The sequence below is a fragment of the Pseudomonas sp. GD04091 genome (assembly GCF_029836165.1).
GTDB lineage: Bacteria > Pseudomonadota > Gammaproteobacteria > Pseudomonadales > Pseudomonadaceae > Aquipseudomonas.
In genome coordinates this window covers 122,046-140,008 of sequence record NZ_JAOEBG010000012.1, presented here as the reverse complement: position 1 = coordinate 140,008, position 17,963 = coordinate 122,046, and the positions used below count along the sequence as shown (strand labels likewise).

Here is a 17,963-nt window from a genome sequence, read left to right as displayed (position 1 = left end):
ACTCAACCTGGCGATGCCGAATCATCGAGCGAATGCAGGCGTTGGGCTCGTGGTGCGCGCAGTGGCAACCTTTGCGATAACCCATCTGGCTCATGAGTTTGGTCGGTGCGTTGCGCAGGTGCAACGGCATCGGCGCATTGCAGTTACCGCGACGAGTTCGTCGGACAGCAGCATCTGCCAGGGCCCGGCAACAAGCTGATCGGTACGAGATAGCGCGCCCACGAACCCGTCGCCAGGTTCGCGGGGCAGGTACAACCCCGTTGCCGGGGCCTCAGAACGCCCAATCCAGGGTCAGGCCGACCCCGTGGCTCTTGTCGCGACTACCCAGTAGTCCGTTGTAGTCCAGGTTGACCCGGGCCTGGCGACTCAGGGCGACCCCCACCCGTGCACCGACCACCGCCGCGTCACGATCCAGCGACAGCGCCTGGACCTTGTAGGTATCGCCCTGACCTGCGAAGGCCAGATGCTGGTCGGCCCCGGTTGAGCTCAGGTTGTGCTGCCAGCCCAGGGTGGCGGAAAGCTCCACCGCCTGGCCGCCGGACAATTGCAGTTGCTTGCCGGCGCGCATGCCCAGGGTCGAGAGCCAGGCATCGCGGTTATCCTCGCCCCCCTTGAGCGCGGCGGCGCCGCCATGTTCCTTGAAACTGTCGCTGGCGATATGCACATAGGCCAGGTTGGCGAACGGCTCCAGCGCCACGCTCGGCAATTCGACCTTCCACGCGGCCTCGCCAAACACTTGGGTGCTCTGGGCATCACGCTTGCTTTTCTGGCGATCGGAGACCTCGTTGTATTGCAGCTCGCGCTTGGTCTCGATGCGGTGCCAGCTGTGGCTGGCGCCCAGGCTCAGGCGCAGCTGTTCCAGTTCCTTGCCGGCATAGGCTCCCAGATGGTAGCTGTCGACGCTGGCCGAGGAATGCCGACCATCGCCCATGCTCAACGAACTGTCGCTGTAGCCGGTGAAGACCCCGACGCGGGTGTCCTCGCTCATCTGCCCGTCGATCCCCAGCAACAGGCCGCCAATGGAACTGCTGTAGCGCGCTCGAGCGGAATCACCCTCGGCCTTGCCCCAGGCGCCCAGGGCTTTGACCCACAGGCCGTTGCCCTGGCCTTCCACGGTTGGGGCGGCGGCGACGCCCTGCTGGCGGGTACGCTCGCCCACCGCGTCGCGCAACTGGCGACTGTCGTTGAGCAGCAGGTTGCCCACCGCCGGGTGGATTTCCCCGGACAGCTGATCGAAAGCCCGCTGGGCGCTGCCGGCATCGGCCGACGACAGCAGGCTCTCGTAGACCGGGTTGCCCGCGCCGAGCCGATCGGCGGCCGCGGCCACCGAACGCTGGTTGGCGGTCAAGCCGACGCTGGCGAAGGCAGTGGCGTTGCGCTGCACCGCCAGCTGCACCCCGCTGCCGGTATAGGCCAGGCCACCCCCGAGAAACAGCGAGTTGGACTGCACGCTGGCGAAACCGCCCTGCACGCCGCCCGCGGCATCCAGGATGTCGAACTGACGCCCCACCAGGCTCGTTGCCTGCTGGGACTGCAGCGAAACACCAGGGTTCTGCAGATCCAGGGCCAGGTTCGCACCGCCCAGAGAGACCTTGCCATCGCTGACCAGGCGGTCGCTGCCAGCGGCGTCCACCTCCACGGCATAGGTCGAGCCCGGCTGGAAGGTCACATCGGAACTCACCTGCAAGGTGCCGATGGAGTTGCCTGGCGCCACCACGCCGCCGCTGTTGACCACCAGCGCGCCGATCCGGCCATTGCCGCCCAGCACGCCGCTGGCATTGACCGTCACGGTCGATTGCAGCGAGCCATTGACCGCCAGTCGCCCCTGGTTGACCAGGGTCGGGCCGGAGTAGGTGTTGTCACCGGTGAGCACCAGGGTGCCGATACCCTGCTTGGTCAGGCCGCCATGGCCAGCGATATCGTTGCTCCACAGGTCCAGCACGCAGCTCAGGTCGTTGCAGCGCCGCTCGGTCGGCCTGCCGGCATCCACCAGCGCGCCGATACCCGGCAGATCGACCACGAACTGGCTCGGACCGTAGCCACCGGCGATGCGAAACGCCTCGGGTATGTCCTGTTCGGTGACCAACATGCCCGGGCCGCGCAGCCCCTTGTCCAGGTCGATCATGCCCCAGCCGTACAAGGCATCGATACCGGGCGCGCCCATGTCGGTGGCGGTGGTGCGCAGCACACTGGCGATCTGTGCGCCGCTCATGTAGGGGAAACGCTCCATCAGCACCGCCGCAGCACCGGCGGCATGGGGCGCGGCCATGGACGTACCGTTCTTGTTGCCGTAGCCCAGGGTCAGGTCTTCCAGGCTGGTGCCGCCAATCACCGCGCTGTAGATCCGGGTGCCGGGGGCCGATACGCAGAAGCTCGCGGTATAGCCGCAACGGGAAGAGAACGTGCTGATCAGGTACGGGTTGGCGCTGTTGGTGTCGGGGTTCTGCTGCAGCGCCGCCACGGTCAGCCAGTTGGGGGCGATCTGCGGAACGAAATAGGCCAACCCGGCAATCGCATCGGGGTTGTTCAAGTTGTAGTCATTGCCGGCGGCGAAGATGGTCAAGACCCCGCTGCGGGCGGCGGCGAGGGCCCCGTCATAGGCGCCACCGGGCATGGTGCCCAGCAGTGGCTGGATCTGCGCGAACTGCGCCCGGGCATCGTCCACGGTGAAGTGCGGGAATGCCGGATCGCGCCCGCCCTTGGCGAAGCGATCGGTGATGCCGATGCCCCAGCTGTTGTTGATGATCCGCGCGCCGCTGGCCACCAGGCTGTCCCAACCGGCCTTGTACACCGCGCCATCGTTGCCCAGGACGATGCCATCCTCCGGGCCTGGGTCGCCGTTGTCGGCGCTGATGATCTGCGCATCGAAGGCCACGCCGTGCATCGACACACCGTCCCGGTTACCGGCGGCGATCCCGCCGACGTGGGTGCCATGGGAACCGAGCTTGCCATCCGAGCCCACCGATGGGCTGCCGTCATAGCGGAACGCGTCGCCCGCCTTCACCGGGATGTAGGGGTCGGTGTACTGACGGATGCCGCTGGTGACCAGGGTCACGATCTTGTCCTTGCCAGCGAACTCGGGGTGCTGGGCGTATACCGGCTGGTCGAAGATCCCAAGCTTCACCCCCTTGCCGCTGTAGCCGGCGGCATAGGCGCTATCGGCGTGGATCGCCCCCAGCCCCCAGTCGGCCTTGAATTCGCTGCTGCGCCAGCTGCTGGCATCGCCCAGCCGGCCACTCTCCACATAGGGCGCGGCCTGGGCCGTGCCCATCAGCGCCGCCCAGCCCACCAATGCCCGCCCCAGTGGGGCCAGGGCCCAGCCCTGCGCGAGCGCGCTGTCATCCTTTCTGACTTGCTTCACTACGACCTTCCTTAGTTGCATTGATAAAAACCGCGTTGGTCAAACTCCGTATTGCGACGCCTGGCTCCGCCAGCACCACAGCGCTTCAGAAACGCCATTGCAGGTTGAGCCCCGCGCCATGCTGCTGTTCACGACTGGCCAGGCGAGCCTGGTAGTCCAGGCTCAAGTCCAGGTCGCGGGTCAGCCCCACCCGTGCCTGGAGCCCCACCAGCGCGGCATCGCGCAAGGCCGGCGCAGTCTCCACCCGAAACGGCAGGTCGCTAGCGGCAAAGGCCAGGTGCTCGCGATCCTGGGTCCCGCTCAGGCGATGCTGCCAGCCCAGGCTTGCCGCCAGTTGCAGGTCCTGCCGCGGGCCCAGTTGCCATTGCTGGCGCCCGCGCACGCCCAAGGTGCTGAGCCAGGCATCACGCTGCTCGTCACGCGCATGCAGCGCCGCGGCGTCGCCCTTCTCATGGAAGGCATCGCGGTCCAGGTGCTGGTAGGTCAGGTTGACGAAGGGCTCCAGCTGCACCGGCGACAAAGCCGAGCGATAGGCGGCCTCGGCGAACAACTGTTGGCTGCGGGCATCGACCCGTGCGCGCTGGCGGCCGGACACCTCGCCATAGGCCAGGTCGCGCCGGACCTCGGCACGGTGCCAGCTGTAGCTGGCGCCCAGGCTCAGGCGCAGCTGGCCCAGGTCGTGGCGGGCATAGGCGCCCAGGTGATAGCTGTCGACCGTGGCCCGGGAGTGACTGCCACCCATGCCCAGGGAGCTGTCGCTGTAGCCTGCGGCCACGCCAGCCCGGGTCTGCTCGTCGAGGTCACGATCCAGGCCCAGCAGCATGCCGCCCAGGGAACTGGTATAGGACTCGCTGCCCTGCACGCCCTCGATGCGTCCCCAACTGCCCAGGCCCTTGAGCCAGAGCTGGGTCGAATCTGGCTCGCTCGCAGTCGTTCCAGGCGCGTTGGCATTCGCTGCGGGACCTTGCAAACGCTCGCCCAAGGCATCGCGCAAGACCGCGCCCTGGCTGAGCAGCATCGAGTCCAGCGCCGGGTAGATCTCGCCGGACAGCTGTCGCAGGCCTTCCCGGGCCTGGTCTTCCGAGGTCGAGAGCAGCAGGCTTTCATACACGGGATTGCCCGGTCCCAGCCGCTCCACCGCGGCGCCGCTGGAGCGCTGGTTGGCCGTGGCACCGACACTGGCGAACGGCGTGTCGCTGCGCGTCACGTCCAGCTGCACGCCGTTGGCCGAATAATCGAGTACGGTCCCCAGGAACAGATAGTCCGGCTGGACCTGGGCGAAATGCCCATTGACGCCACCCGCCGCCTGCAGGATATCGAACTGGCGCCCCACCAGGCTGGATACCGGGCCACCGGCCAACAAGTTAGGCCGTGCCTCGGGCACCAGGCTAAGATCGGCGCCACCGACACTGGCCTGGCCACCAACGACGAGCCGGTCGCTGGCGGTGGGCGACAACTCCACCCGATAGCTCGAGCCCGGCTGCAACTCCAGGTTGCCGGCGACATTCAAGGTGCCGATGGAGTTACCCGGGGCCACCACGCCCCCGGCGCTGGCGGTCAGCGCAGCGATCCGGCCGCTGCCGCCCAGGGTTGCGCCTGGGTTGACCGTCACCGCCGATTGCAGGTTGCCGTTGACCACCAGCAACCCGCCATCGACCCGGGTCGGGCCGCGGTAGCTGCTGTCACCCGTGAGCACCAGCCAGCCGCCTCCGGACTTGACCAGGCTGCCCTGGTAGACCCGCTGCGCGGCGGCCGCGTCCCGGGCCATGCCCAAGGCGTAGTCGCTGCGATCCTGCTGGCTGGCACCCGCTGCCAGGCCATGCTCCCAGCCGCGGTCCTTGAGGGTCTGCTGCCAGGCTTGGCGTTCCGTGGCGTCCTCGGCCTGACGCTGCGCCAGGGCCTGGTCGGAGATACCGTTGCTCCAGATATCGCCCTGCCCGCGCCCCAGGTTGACGTCGAACTCCCCCAGCAACTGCCCGGGGCCGTGCAACGCCCGGCCCAGGTCCGGGACGCCCCAGCCCACCTGCTCGCTGGGCCGCTGGGTCGGCGAGCCATCGAGCTGGCGCGAGGTGGTCAGCAGCACTTGCAGGGCCTGCTGGTTGTTCAGGTAGGGATAACGCTGCATGACCAGGGCCAAGGCCCCGGTGGCATGGGGCGCGGCCATCGAGGTGCCGTTGTAGGTGGCATAGCCGCCACCGGGCACGGTACTGGTGATCGCCGCCCCCGGGGTTGCCAGGCACCAGTACTTGGCGATGCCGCACTGGTTGTACTTCTGCTGGTTGTTCTTGTCCAGGCCCGAGACCGCCAACCAGTGGCCTTCCAGCTCCGGCTGGAAGTACGGCAGCGCCGAGCGCACGCTGGCATTGGCATAACCGCTGTTGCCGGCGCTGAACACGTTGATCACGCCACGGCGCGCCACGTCGCCGGCGGCGTCGAGCCAGGTGTCCTGCTGGAAATGCTGGGCGTAGGCCACGCGCAAGTCGCCCAGGGTCTGGTAGCTGACATCCTTGGGCTGGCTGCCCCAGCTGTTGTTGATAGCCCGTGCCCCGGCATCCACCAGAGCGCCGTAGACCGCCTCGAAATACCGCGGATCAGGGTCGGTGCCGAACAGGAACTTGTCGTTCTTGTTGGTGTTGCCCACATACACCTGGGCATCGAAGGCCACGCCGTGCATGCCCACGCCATCCCGGGCCGCGCCCATGGTGCCGGTGACATGGGTGCCATGGCTGTCGTTGGCGCCATTGAGCACCCCGGACACACTGAACGGGCTGCCGTCGAGGTACTGGCCGGTGGCGGTCACCGCGTGAAAACGTCCGGGGCTGGCCTCGGGATGGGCGGCATCGAACCCCGAGTCCAGGGCGCCGATGCTGACGCCGGCGCCGGTGATCCCGGCGGCATAGGCCTGGCTCGCCTGCATGCGCTCCAGGCCCCAGTCCTGCTGGTATTCGGCGGACCGCCAACTGGCGGGGTCGCCAGGGCGGCCAGGATCCTGATAGGCCGCCGCAGCCGACAGCGGCAACGCGGTGGCGAACGCCAGGCACAAGGTGCCGGTCAGCGTCTTGAGCTGATCACATCTCACATCCATGTCGATGACTTCTCTTGTTTTTGTCGTCAGGTCGCCCGTCCCAGGTCGACCGTTGTATCGCTGCATTGAAGCACAGCACTATAGCCGTAACAGCGCCAATTGCTCCTCCGTCGAATATCTGTGTAGCGCCTGCCGTAGCCGGGCCTGTCGATTCTGCTGAAGCTCACCGCACCGCTGACAAGGGAGTTCACCTTGCCTTGTCCGCAGTCGCCCCATCGCGGACATCTAGCGGAAATGGATTGGGTGCCTGCGTATTTCTGAAATAGGATCGCGTATACCCACAAGGCGGCCGAATAGCGGTAAGAATGTTCATGAAACCAAAAGCAGAGCCGCCGGCCACCTCCGACTGGGTGATACGCAGTGCCATGCCTGGCAGCGTGGAGCGCATCGAAGCATGGTTCGGCGGCCATGGCTACGACCCACATCGTCATGATACTTACTCGATCGGCCGGACCCTTGCCGGCGTGCAGAGCTTTCACTACAAGGGGGCGCTGTGCCACGGCGTGCCAGGCAACACACTGGTGCTGCACCCTGACGAAGTGCATGACGGCATGGCCGGCACCGATGCGGGCTTTCGCTACCGAATGGCCTACATCGACCCTTCGCTGATCCAGAACGTCCTCGGCGGTGAGTCGTTGCCTTTCATCGCTGGTGGGCTGTCCTGCGACCCACGTCTGTATCACGCCAGTGAGGCTTTTGTGCAGGCATTGGATCATCCTCTGGAAACACTGGAGGAGCAGGACGCCATATATGACCTGGCAATGGCTCTGCGTGCGGTCGGCGGCAAGCCACGCGGCCGCAAACGCCTGGACTACCGCTCGGCCGAGCGCGCCAAGGCGTTCATCATGGAGCACCTTCACCTCGGCATCACACTGCAGATGCTCGAGCACGCCAGCGGGCGCGAGCAATGGAGCTTGTCACGAGACTTCCGAGCCCTTTACGGCACCAGCCCTTACCGTTTTGTCACCCTCCGCCGGCTGGACTGTTTTCGCAGGTTGATCCTGGATGGCTTCACATTGGTCGATGCCGCCCTCGCCGCAGCGTTTCACGATCAGAGCCACATGACCCGGCACTTCACTCGAACCTACGGCGTGTCGCCTCTGCGCTGGCTGGAGCGCTTGCAAGCTGCCCGCTAAATTGCAGGATCGTACAAGAGCCGCGTACTTTTCGTTCGATAGGCTGACCGCTCCAACTAGAGAGGTTCTGCCATGCACGACATCCATCAGCAACCCATGTCACAACCTGTGAACTTGACTCAAAAGGCTTCGTTGATCGAGCAACAGTGGAGCCCAAGGGTCGTCGCGCAAATGAACGACTATCAATTCAAAGTCGTTCGAATCGAAGGTGAATTCATCTGGCACTCGCACCCAGAGACCGATGAAGCGTTTCTCGTACTCGAAGGCCGCTTGCGCATCGACCTCCCGGAGGGTTGCGTTCATGTGAATCCAGGCGAACTGTATGTCGTGCCACGTGGCGTAAAGCACAGAACAGCGGCGCAAGCGGAAACCAAACTGATGATGATCGAGCCGCGCGGCGTGTTGAATACCGGTCATGAAGGGGGGGAGCGAACCGCGGTGAATGACCTCTGGATCTAAGCCGATGCGCATAGGGTCGGCGTGCGCCACGGTGGGCCGAGGGCGGCAGGATGAGGTGACCGCTTCGACCTAAAGCGGCCCTTCAGCGCTGGCCACTAGCGGCCCACATCGAATGGCAGCGATGGGTCGATTGCAGCCGTTCACGACCAGCAGCTTTCGACCCATAGCTGCCGTTGGCAAGCCCGAGCTATCCGTCCAATAAATCTTGTCCTTATGGCAGTTTCTGATCGTCTCAGCACAGATTTCTCATGCAAGTAGCCGCGTGGACAGTTTGATGTCAATTCAGTAGCCTGCCTGTAGCCGTCGACGCCTTGTGCTGTAAGGGGCGTCCTGGACAGGATCTGCGCTTTTGGGGGAGGTTGGGATGCCTTTTGCAGCTATTCGGGGTGGTACTGCTTTAACGGATGAAACGGAGCTTGAGGCATATCTAGCTTCGCTCCTGAGACTAGAGAACATTGGTCTCCTCCTAGGCGCGGGCGCATCAGTAGCCGCTGGCGGCCTGACGATGATCGCGCTTTGGACTAGGTTCGTGACGGAGTCTCCAGAAGACGCTAACTGGATGGTTGAGCACGGATTCCTTCGCCAGGATGCCATCACACTTCCAAGGCCCGTTACACCCAACTTCGAGCATCTAATCGATAGTCTCGAAATCGCCCTCTCCGACTGGACTCGGCAAATGGGCATGTTCGATAGTAATCCGATTGACTATGCAGCAGGCGAGCAGGAGTTGGAGGAAAACCTCGGTAACCTGAAAAAGGTGAAAGCTGCTCTTTTCAGAACGGTTGTCAATGCTGCTCTGCTCCGGCAGGAGTGGTGGCTTTCACCCAGCGGCGTTGAATCGGACGACGATAGTCTCGCTAGTCAGCGGACAATTCTTCAGAAGCTAGTTTCGGCTCGACAACCGGGGCAGTCGTCCCCTTGGGTGTTCACCACCAATTATGACTTGGCTATCGAATGGGCAGCTGAATCCATTGATCTTCAGGTCTCAAACGGCTTCCTGGGCACCCACACCCGGCGCTTTTCCCCACAGAGTTTCGACCTAGGTTTCCGAAACACTCAAGCCAGGGGTGAAGCCAGATTCGGCGTCTATAATATTTATCTTGCCAAACTGCACGGTTCATTAACCTGGAAGCAGGAACGCGGTCAGGTATTTGAGGTGGCTGCGCCGCTTGCCCATCAACGTATTGAAGCTTTCATGGCAGAGCGGGACGGCGAGGACCTGGGCCTGATGGTGATGCCAAGAGCTGCAAAGTACATGGACACCATTGGCTACGTTCTAGGCGAACTTTTTCGCAGATTCGCAGAGTTCATGTCCAAACCGCAGAGCTGCTTGATCCTGTGTGGCTACGGGTTCGGAGATGAGCATATCAATCGGCTTATAAGGTCCGCCTTACTCAATCCCACGCTTCAATTGGTAATCTACTCCTCCGGGTTTAACGGTGACCCAGTTGATCAGAGCTTGCCCCAGGCATTGCGGAAATTACTTTCCCTGAAGAACCCTCGCGTCACTGTGGTAGGCGGTGGCGCCGCCCACGCTTACGTCGACTCGCTCGCGCGTCATCTGCCTGATCCTCTCATCTACGACGAGGACATGCGCAAATTTGAAAGGGCTTTGAGAGAACCGCAAGACCTTCAAGGCCGGGCGGCAGCGCCGGAGAATGTGCAATGAGAGGGCGTCTTCCGGTTGGTTACGTGGTCCGAATCGAAGGGTCAGATGTCACTCTCAACTTGCTGGATATGCATCGAGGCCAATTAGCGTCGCATGCCCAAGGGGTATCATCAGTGACGGAGGTCGGAAGCCTGTTGGTATTGGACGCAGGAAGCCGGGCTTTGGTGATGAAGGTTGTTTCCCTCAGCTTTGATGAGCCTCGCGAGGCCCATCGACTGGGGATCGGTTCCAGCACCCATCAAACCGAACCGCTGCGTAATATTTCAGGCGCTGTTGTTGGACGGCTGTCAAGACAGGAAGGCAAGGCGCTTTTCATAAGCGACTCACTTGCAACCCCTCCGCTCGGGGCTGAAGCCTTCCCGCTTAGTACGGAAGAACTGGCAGCAATCCTTTGCTCCGACAATGAGGACGATGTTCCGCTTAAGCTGGGTGATGACTTACGTGGGGGCGGCAGCCTGAATGTGGGGCTAAAGAATTTAATCTCAAGACATGTCGCGGTGTTGGGCAGTTCGGGTCAAGGTAAGAGCTGCTTCACAGCGGCTGTTCTTCAGCAAATAGTGAAACTACCCCGTGCGCGGATTGTTGTCTTCGACATCAATGGTGAGTACGAAGCTGCGCTCAACGTTCCTGAGCTTCCAGATGGCGCGGTCAAATGCACGACCATCGGCGGTCCAGGAGCGGACACGTTTAAGATTCCCTACTACGCACTGGGGCGTCACGGCCTTAACAGGCTGCTCATTCCCAGCGAAAAAACACAGCGGCCAGCGTTGACGTTTGCATTGGAGCACCTCCATCAAGTCCGCTGGTTTACCCAGCCCAGAGGTGCTGGATTGGCAAACGATACCGCGCCCTTTCTGTTCGACGATTGCCGTCAAGGAGGAGCTGCTGATGCCTATAGTCGAATCCAGCAGATCCGCAACGGCCAGGCTACCACTGTTGCGGTGTGGCCTCATATGGCCGCTCTCGCGTCACTCGTAGCTGAAAGCCACGGGATACAACCCTCTCAGAGGAATGGTCCAGAAAGGAATGCCTTCAGTTACTCGAACGTTTCACCACTGATCACTAGGATCAATCGATTCGTTGAAGACCCCATGTTCCGCTCCGTTGTGGACGTAGATGGTGGGGCAGGAACCGCGAACCCGCTCAATTGGACGCAAGAATCCACTAATCTGGTGGAGCAGATCTTTGGCGGTCAGGATGTGCCATGGCGTGTGCACATCATAAACCTCCGGCATCTGTCGCATGATCTTACCCCATTCATTCTCGGATCACTTTTGGAACTGTACGCCTACGAGCTTTTTCGGAGGGGGCAGGAGAATAAAATTCCAACCCTGCTCGTTCTGGAAGAGGCGCACCATTACCTGCGGCCTATCGGCTCCGGTGACGATGTAGGTGAAAACTCACTTGCATATGAAAGGCTCGCAAAAGAAGGCAGGAAGTTTGGCCTTGCCCTTTGGTTGAGTACGCAGAGGCCATCGGAGATATCCCCCACGGTTCTCTCCCAGTGCAACAACTGGGTCTCTTTCAGGCTGACATCTGAAAAAGACCTTGCGGCGATCCAATCAGCGAGCGAATGGGCTGATCGACGAGAAATCCGCCGCATCGCGGGCCTGCCAAGGCAGACTGCAATTGTTTTCGGTGGAAGCATTGCAATGCCTACACTGGTTCGTGCTGCTGACGCGTCACCCACGCCATGCTCAGGTGACGCTGATTTCAGTGGTTGGGCAACCAGAACGCCTGATACACCACCACCACCTCCTCCTCCGGTTCAGGAGCCACATTCAGCACTTCCATGGAACGAACCACCAGAACCTGCATACGACGATGATGTGCCCTTTTAAAAATAGCCGACCCTGTAGCCGGTCACTATCATCGTCACTTCTGCCTACATCAGATCGGAAAAATCTGTGAAAAAAACGAATATAGAACGCTTTGATGAAGTTACTGCGATGATTCTTTCAGCCCTGTATGCCAAGTTCCCGGAGCCTGTCCACATACATCCGGAGCTTTTTGGAATTCAGAAAGGCGCCTCTACACCTGGACCATTCGGTGGGATGAGCTATGGTGCCGAGTGGACAGAGATGAGGGTGTTTGCAATCGATACTGCTCGCTGGTTAGCCGAAGAAGGATACCTTTCCGAACGACCTAGTCGGCATGCCTCGCGATACACCCTTTCAGCTGCCGGCCTTAAGTCCATGAAGCATGTAGATCAACCAGAGATTGGTAGCGATACATTAGGGGAAAAACTAAAGAAAGCTTCTTCGAATGGGGCCAAGGCAATAACTTCAAAACTTGTCGACCAATTTCTTTCGATTGGAGCGTCACTGATTACGAAGTCTGTGGGACTTGACTGAAAGGTAGCCCCAAAAAGCCCGACTTAAAGCCGGGCGTTATAATGCACCTCTCATTTCACGCAAGAATTACAGGATGAATAGATAATGCGACATGGCCAAATTACCACAATGCGCATCAACACATCACCTGATAATTGCCTGCTCTTGGGCGTCGAGCGAGCGAATTGCCTGACCTAAACGTTCGTTCACACTGCTGTACATCACGCCAGCGCTATAAAGCAGCTGGTTTGCCTCTTCATAACTTCCAGCATCACCGGCGTTCGAGCAAAGCGCTGTAAGGTGCAGTATCTCATCTCTCAATTCGTCATCGTGCACCCGAACTCGGTAAAGCCCTACCTTACGGAAAGCAAGCATAACAGCTTCACTTACCTCATCCGGTACATAGCCTTTTTTCCATTCCCCCGTTCGAGCTAGCTTCACGTCTTCAGAATGAAGAATTGCAGTAGCACGCATTAGCTCAACTAGAGATTCTTGCAACAGCGGCAGGAGTACCCGTTGCGCATCGATTTTTTGCATTAGAAAAATTTCTTGCCGCTTCTCAAATCTCGCTCTCCTCTCTCGTTGCTCCTGCCTCCGCTCGTTAAATAAATCGAAAATAGCTTTCAGGACCACGCCGGCTACAAGTGTTACAACGGGAAACCATACGTTTGGAGTAAACGATTCCATAGAATTCCTTATGCGGCTCCAGCTACCGTCACTTCGTACAACGCACCCTCGCTCTCCAGGAGAGTTTCGGCCGACTGGAGTGATTCTCCAACCATTTCCAAGAATGTATCGTAAATTTTTCGCCAAAGGGATGAGGCCATCGCAGCAGCGAGCATACTCAATGCGTAGTTCCCTTCGGTGGACACTTGGATCTTTTCCTCGGCAGTCATCCTGACGCTCACCTGCTCCAACTTTTTCAGCGTAGCGAATTACGGCGAAATTGAATTCTGGTTCGGCTACTGAAGATCCTTGCCATCATTGCTTCTATCGCGCTCTGCGGCGCTGCCCTGATGGGCCTGCTGCCCGATCGGGAGGTCAGTGGCCTTGGAAGGCTTCTCGCTGAGCACGGAGGATTTGCACCCAATGGCTAGCCGTCCATCGCGTAAGACAGCTCTCAGCCAGTAGGGCACCTCAGCAACTGCTAGCTGTCGACCAAGGGAGAAGCGCTAAAGACAGCTGCATCCACGTCTAAAACCGGTGTCAGTGTGAATGACTGTTAAGCGTCGTTTTTTGCGCGCGATATATCATAGAGCAGGTCCCCAAGAATTACTGAAAAGGTTGCCCCCTCGATATTTGCTGTGATCCCTGTTTCATGGAAAAGGTATTGCAGAACAACCGTACAAATTGCGTCAATAACCTCATCATTTCCCACTTGATAACTCGCTGTATTATTAAATATTCGGTCATGTGCTGCCGGATGCGTATTTCGCAAACACGAATCACCGCCAACCTCTAAGCTCTGGAGGCATAGAACTGCTACGGCGAGACCAAGTGCGCGCTTCTTAAGCATTGGGTCGCATTGGGGCAAGCCGTCCAATAGCCATTTTGTGGCATGACTGTCTGCCTCCCGCTCCTCTTGCTCTGAAAAAACGGTATTGATCAGGGGGTGCTGCAATACAACGTGCGCAATTTCATGATGTGAAATCCATGCGAGTGCGCAAAGAAAGAGTTCTGTCGCAACAGCCGAGTCATCGCAACTGCCTGAATTTTCTTTCGGACGAGGACCTGACTCAGGCCACGGTTCTGTGCCGGTACTGGTTAAATTAACTTTTGCCCATTGAAGAATATTTGCTGACTCACGCAGTCGCTTGTTCCCAACGCAGTCAAACTGCTCCGCGCCTGCGCGTTGCGATTCTGCGTACTCTTGCGTTAGTACCCAGCAGTGGTGCGAGAAGGCCCATAGATATTCTAGAGATGCGATGGGTAAAACAATTTCTGGCGTTTGGCTATCCTCTTCCAGTCTAACTCTAAAGCCAAATTTAGGCTCATCCACCATAACAAGGTCAATTTTATGTTCGTCACGTTGTTGCGCGCAGAGGTCGGCTTTTTCCGGCGCAACATTGAAAGGGGCACTGGCAATTTGAGCTTCAAGAAGACAGATGGGAGAGCGCATGTATTTTTATCAGCCAACTTACGTAGAAAAATAGGGCAGTTCGAGCGCACTATGTGCTGGATGTACAAGGCTAACCTCGTAGAGGATCACACACAATCCCTATCTCCTTATCTGACCAAAGGGGGCGATTTTGGCCGGTCGAATCATTCGACGAATAGCTGCCGTGGGTCGAAAACAATCGTTCTTGAGCGGCTGCTTTTGGCCGATTGCTGTCCTCCGTGAAGGGCCGCTATGGGTCGGATAGCGACGGTCAAGCATCGACCGTCACTATGGATGGTCAGACTTCCGTTTGCTCCGCCATTTCCAGGGCATCATCGACCTCGATTCCCAGGTATCGGACGGTGCTTTCAAGCTTCGTGTGCCCAAGCAGAAGCTGGATAGCTCTCAGGTTCTTCGTCCTGCGATAGATCAGCGATGCTTTGGTTCGCCGTAGTGTGTGAGTACCGTACATGGTTGGGTCCAGGCCAATGGCTGTCACCCACGCTTTGACGATTCGAGTGTATTGCCTGGTGGAAAGATGGTCTGAAGCGTGCAATCGGGTTGGAAACAAGAAGTCCTCGCTGCCCAGGTGCGCCTGATGCATCCACGCCTCCAAAACCGTTCGAGTTTGCTCAGTGATTTCAAATTGCACTGGGTGCTGAGTTTTCTGCTGCATCACGATGGCCCGTGACGAAACGTGCTCCCCATGGGCGATGTCTCGAACTCGCAGCTTGGTTAAGTCACAAGCACGTAGCTTGCTGTCGATGGCCAAGTTGAAGAGCGCCAAATCACGTGTCTTCTCCGCGAGCTGGAGCCTGACCCGAATGGCCCAGGTATCTCTGACTCGGAGTGGGGCTTTCTGCCCGACAAGCTTTCCCTTGTTCCAAGGCTGATGGCTGTATCTAGCAATAGTGTTCATGGCTCGTCCTCCACGTTGAGGGAGGACAAGGGTGAATCAGTCACAACGAGTGATGGTCGTTATTCGACCCCAAGCGGACACTTGCGTCGCCCCATACCTCCAGACTCGATCCTTCCAGCCCTGCCTCTCTGCTTACATCAGATCCGTGTTATCAACACCCTGCGACAAGCGGCCTGAATCCGGCTCTGCGGCACGCGACGACTCAGTCTCAAGTTGCGCTTGAATCCAGTCGATGAACGCACGCACGTGCGGTCGACTCAGGTTCTCCTTGCGGGCAACCAGGTAGTAGGCGAAACGCGAGGGCCAGGCCCGATCGACCGCCACCACCAGGCTGCCATTTCGCAAGTCATCCTCGGCGTGCTGCGCCTGTACGAGGGCGATGCCCTGGCCGCTGGCGGCAGCACGCAACAAAAGCAGATCTTCGTCAAAGCTCGGTCCGCGGCGGCTACGGCCGTCGGGCTCGACACCATGAGCCTGCAACCACAACGTCCAATCGGCACGGTCGGCATCCTGCAAGAGTGGGTAGTGCAGGCAGTCCTGCGGTGCGTGCAGCGCCGGCCCACCGACAAGCAAGCCGGGGCTGGCCACCGGCAGCAGCACGGGGGCCAGCAGCGGTATCGACTCAAGCCCAGGATAATCGCCCAGACCATGACGCAGGGCGATATCGACAGGATCACGGTGCAGATCGACCAGCTCGGCCGTGGACTGCACGCGCACGTCGATCTCCGGGTACCGCGCACTGAAGTCAGCCAGCCGCGGCACCAGCCAGCTGGAGGCGAATGAGGGCTGGGTACTGATCGTCAGGGTGTTGGCACGAGTCAGGGCCTCAAGGTCGAGAAGAGCGCTTTCGATCTGGCCGAATCCGCGAGACAGCCCCGGATAGAGACTCGCCCCCGCTTCCGTGAGCTGCACACCATAACGGCTGCGGGTCAGCAGGATGACTCCGAGGCGATCCTCCAGCAGACGAATCTGTTGACTGATTGCCCCGGGGGTAACGCCCATACGCTCGGCGGCGGCCTTCAGGCTGCCCAGGCGGGTGGTTTCGGAGAAGGCACGCAACGCGAGCAACGGCAGGACTGCACCCATGAACTGTCAACCTTAGAAAAACTGATTTGAACAAGCGCAATGATCGTTAGTAAACCAACTGTCTGCTACCTAGCATAGCGCAACACCAAACAAGCTCGGTTCAGTTTTATTGAGGTGAATGACATGCAGGACCCTGCGTTCGTGCTGTATACCGACAGCTCCCCCAACGGTTTCAAGATCACCATTGCCCTCGAGGAGCTGGGGCTGCCTTATCGTCTGGTCCACGTGAACATCGACCTGGGCGAACATCGCCACGCGGACTTCCTGGCACTCAACCCGGCGGGCCGCATTCCGGTCCTGGTCGATCGCAAAGCCGAAATCGTGCTGTTCGAGTCAGCAGCGATCCTGTTGTACCTGGCGCAACACAGCGGCCAACTGCTCGAACAGGCAGCGCAACCCCGTTGGGCAGCAATCACCTGGCTGATGTACCACAGCGCCAGCATGGGCCCTTTGCTGGGTCAGCGCGTGCACTTCGAGTGCTTCGAGGCCATACCCAATGCTGCGGCGCGCAAGCGCTACCGCACCCTCACCGAAGATGCCTTCGCCCTCCTCGACCAGCAGCTCGCCACCCGTCCCTGGCTGGCCGGCGACGCCTATTCGATTGCAGACATCGCCAACTTCGCCTGGCTGCACATCGCCGTGGTGGTGGGCTTCGACTTCAGTCCCTATCGCCACCTGAGTCGCTGGTACCGACAAGTCGAGCAGCGGCCCGCCGTGCAACGCGGCATTCGTCTTCCGGCGCCAGCCACTGGCCCTTGACCCCCCGACCAAGGAATGTCCATGAAATTCATCAGCACCCAAGGCGCCAGCGCCGATGCCTTCGCCCTTCATCCCGGTTACCGTCGCATGTTCGCTCATGGTCAGTTGACCCTGGGCATCTTCCTGCCGCTTCGATTCTATGACGGTGACATGGGGGTGCTCCGCGGGCAGGCGCAACTGGTCAGCGAAATCGACCGCCTGGGCTTCGCCGCCGCGTGGGTACGTGATGTGCCGTTGTACGATCCAGCTTTCGGCGACGCCGGCCAGGTATTCGATCCGTTCACCTACCTGGCCTATCTGACGGCCCATACCCGCAAGATCACCCTGGCGACCGGTAGCGCGATCTTCGCCCTGCGCCACCCCATCGACCTGGCCAAAGCCGCGGCTAGCCTGGACTGCCTGTCCGGTGGGCGTCTGGTACTGGGCATTGCCTCGGGTGACCGGCCTGTGGAGTTTCCGGCCTATGGCCTGGCTCATGACAGCCGCGGGGAGCGCTTCGCGCAAAGCGTGGACTACTTCCGCCGATTGCTGGCCGGCCAGCCGGCACCGATCCATTCGCCGCTGGGGCAACTCGAGGGAGCCCAACTGCTCCCCAGGCCCTTCACTGGACGGATCCCCTTGCTGGTGACCGGCTCGTCACGCCAGTCCTTGCAGTGGCTTGGCGAGCAGGCCGACGGCTGGATCACTTATCCCGGAGCCACCCACAATATCCTTGGCCCGCGGCGCCTGGCCGAGAAGATCAATGCCTGGCGAGCGGTCATTCCTGGTGGAGGCTTGCGCCCACACGTCACCAATGAATGGATCGATCTGGATGAGGACCCGAACTTCCCGCGAACGCCGCAGCAGGGTGGCTACGTGCTGCGCACAGGCCGAAACGGCCTGATCGATCTGCTGCATGAGTGGCGTGACGCCGGGGTCAATCATGCGGCACTGGGCATGCAGATGGCGCAGCGCCCGGCGCTCGAGATCATCCAGGAACTGGCCGAGGAAGTCCTGCCACTGTTTCCAGCACTGGCTGGACCGCAGCCTCATGCGCAAACCTGGTAGGCATTGCGATC

13 protein-coding genes and 1 pseudogene are annotated in these 17,963 nt (G+C 60.3%); 8 read left to right on the top strand and 6 right to left on the bottom strand.

Going from position 1 to position 17,963, the window contains the following annotated elements:
* Positions 1 to 271: 271 nt before the first annotated feature.
* Together N7422_RS16285 and N7422_RS16280 are read right to left on the bottom strand one after the other, a co-directional pair.
* Positions 272 to 3,271 (bottom strand): autotransporter serine protease, encoded by a 3,000-nt coding sequence (locus tag N7422_RS16285; RefSeq protein WP_279807494.1) that lies wholly within the window; start codon positions 3,269 to 3,271, stop codon positions 272 to 274.
* 175 nt (positions 3,272 to 3,446) lie between these two features.
* A complete protein-coding gene (locus tag N7422_RS16280) occupies positions 3,447 to 6,446 on the bottom strand; it encodes an autotransporter serine protease (protein WP_279807474.1) in 3,000 nt (999 codons plus the stop codon).
* Positions 6,447 to 6,757: 311 nt separating this feature from the next.
* On the opposite strand from N7422_RS16280, the gene N7422_RS16275 reads away from it, so the two are divergent.
* The 5 genes from N7422_RS16275 (at position 6,758) to N7422_RS16255 (ending at position 12,064) form a co-directional block, all read left to right on the top strand.
* Positions 6,758 to 7,582 (top strand): AraC family transcriptional regulator, encoded by an 825-nt coding sequence (locus tag N7422_RS16275; protein WP_279807493.1) that lies wholly within the window; start codon positions 6,758 to 6,760, stop codon positions 7,580 to 7,582.
* Between the two features lie 72 nt (positions 7,583 to 7,654).
* Complete coding sequence (locus N7422_RS16270; RefSeq protein ID WP_279807473.1) at positions 7,655 to 8,041, top strand: cupin domain-containing protein; 387 nt, start codon at positions 7,655 to 7,657, stop codon at positions 8,039 to 8,041.
* A gap of 364 nt (positions 8,042 to 8,405) precedes the next feature.
* Positions 8,406 to 9,710 (top strand): SIR2 family anti-phage-associated protein, encoded by a 1,305-nt coding sequence (locus tag N7422_RS16265; protein WP_279807472.1) that lies wholly within the window; start codon positions 8,406 to 8,408, stop codon positions 9,708 to 9,710.
* Entirely contained in the window at positions 9,707 to 11,551 is a 1,845-nt protein-coding gene (herA, locus tag N7422_RS16260; protein ID WP_347815270.1) for an anti-phage-associated helicase HerA, read from the top strand. The genes N7422_RS16265 and herA overlap by 4 nt, the downstream gene beginning before the upstream one ends.
* A 66-nt stretch (positions 11,552 to 11,617) precedes the next feature.
* A complete protein-coding gene (locus N7422_RS16255; RefSeq protein ID WP_279807470.1) occupies positions 11,618 to 12,064 on the top strand; it encodes a hypothetical protein in 447 nt (148 codons plus the stop codon).
* A 123-nt stretch (positions 12,065 to 12,187) separates the two neighbouring features.
* Here N7422_RS16255 and N7422_RS16250 read toward each other — a convergent pair whose 3' ends face one another.
* Complete coding sequence (locus tag N7422_RS16250) at positions 12,188 to 12,730, bottom strand: hypothetical protein (protein WP_279807469.1); 543 nt, start codon at positions 12,728 to 12,730, stop codon at positions 12,188 to 12,190.
* A gap of 132 nt (positions 12,731 to 12,862) precedes the next feature.
* Between N7422_RS16250 and N7422_RS16245 the strand changes: the two are divergent.
* Positions 12,863 to 13,137: pseudogene (locus tag N7422_RS16245) on the top strand (GABA permease); the annotation flags it as partial.
* Between the two features lie 128 nt (positions 13,138 to 13,265).
* Here the strand turns inward: N7422_RS16245 and N7422_RS16240 are convergent.
* The 3 genes from N7422_RS16240 to N7422_RS16230 all read right to left on the bottom strand — a co-directional run bounded on the left by N7422_RS16240 (position 13,266) and on the right by N7422_RS16230 (position 16,146).
* Positions 13,266 to 14,162, bottom strand: coding sequence for a phage exclusion protein Lit family protein (locus N7422_RS16240; protein ID WP_279807468.1), 897 nt, complete (start codon positions 14,160 to 14,162; stop codon positions 13,266 to 13,268).
* A 277-nt stretch (positions 14,163 to 14,439) separates the two neighbouring features.
* The gene (locus N7422_RS16235) at positions 14,440 to 15,060 is read right to left on the bottom strand and encodes a tyrosine-type recombinase/integrase (protein ID WP_279807467.1); all 621 of its coding nucleotides are present in this window, start codon (positions 15,058 to 15,060) and stop codon (positions 14,440 to 14,442) included.
* 132 nt (positions 15,061 to 15,192) lie between these two features.
* Positions 15,193 to 16,146: a LysR substrate-binding domain-containing protein gene (locus tag N7422_RS16230; RefSeq protein WP_279807466.1), complete on the bottom strand. Its 954-nt coding sequence runs from the start codon at positions 16,144 to 16,146 to the stop codon at positions 15,193 to 15,195.
* 123 nt (positions 16,147 to 16,269) lie between these two features.
* Here N7422_RS16230 and N7422_RS16225 point away from each other — a divergent pair, with 123 nt between their 5' ends.
* On the top strand, positions 16,270 to 16,905 hold the full coding sequence (locus N7422_RS16225; protein ID WP_279807465.1) for a glutathione S-transferase family protein: 636 nt from the start codon (positions 16,270 to 16,272) through the stop codon (positions 16,903 to 16,905).
* Positions 16,906 to 16,926: 21 nt separating this feature from the next.
* Positions 16,927 to 17,952, top strand: a complete 1,026-nt coding sequence (locus N7422_RS16220) for an LLM class oxidoreductase (RefSeq protein ID WP_279807464.1) — start codon at positions 16,927 to 16,929, stop codon at positions 17,950 to 17,952.
* The last annotated feature ends 11 nt before the right edge of the window (positions 17,953 to 17,963 follow it).

Bases quoted from the DNA above. Each gene is read 5' to 3' on its own strand.
- N7422_RS16285 (WP_279807494.1), bottom strand. From the start codon at position 3,271: ATGGGCACGGCCCAGGCCGCGCCCTATGTGGAGAGTGGCCGGCTGGGC.
- N7422_RS16280 (WP_279807474.1), bottom strand. From the start codon at position 6,446: ATGGATGTGAGATGTGATCAGCTCAAGACGCTGACCGGCACCTTGTGC.
- N7422_RS16275 (WP_279807493.1), top strand. From the start codon at position 6,758: ATGAAACCAAAAGCAGAGCCGCCGGCCACCTCCGACTGGGTGATACGC.
- N7422_RS16270 (WP_279807473.1), top strand. From the start codon at position 7,655: ATGCACGACATCCATCAGCAACCCATGTCACAACCTGTGAACTTGACT.
- N7422_RS16265 (WP_279807472.1), top strand. From the start codon at position 8,406: ATGCCTTTTGCAGCTATTCGGGGTGGTACTGCTTTAACGGATGAAACG.
- herA (WP_347815270.1), top strand. From the start codon at position 9,707: ATGAGAGGGCGTCTTCCGGTTGGTTACGTGGTCCGAATCGAAGGGTCA.
- N7422_RS16250 (WP_279807469.1), bottom strand. From the start codon at position 12,730: ATGGAATCGTTTACTCCAAACGTATGGTTTCCCGTTGTAACACTTGTA.
- N7422_RS16240 (WP_279807468.1), bottom strand. From the start codon at position 14,162: ATGCGCTCTCCCATCTGTCTTCTTGAAGCTCAAATTGCCAGTGCCCCT.
- N7422_RS16235 (WP_279807467.1), bottom strand. From the start codon at position 15,060: ATGAACACTATTGCTAGATACAGCCATCAGCCTTGGAACAAGGGAAAG.
- N7422_RS16230 (WP_279807466.1), bottom strand. From the start codon at position 16,146: ATGGGTGCAGTCCTGCCGTTGCTCGCGTTGCGTGCCTTCTCCGAAACC.
- N7422_RS16225 (WP_279807465.1), top strand. From the start codon at position 16,270: ATGCAGGACCCTGCGTTCGTGCTGTATACCGACAGCTCCCCCAACGGT.
- N7422_RS16220 (WP_279807464.1), top strand. From the start codon at position 16,927: ATGAAATTCATCAGCACCCAAGGCGCCAGCGCCGATGCCTTCGCCCTT.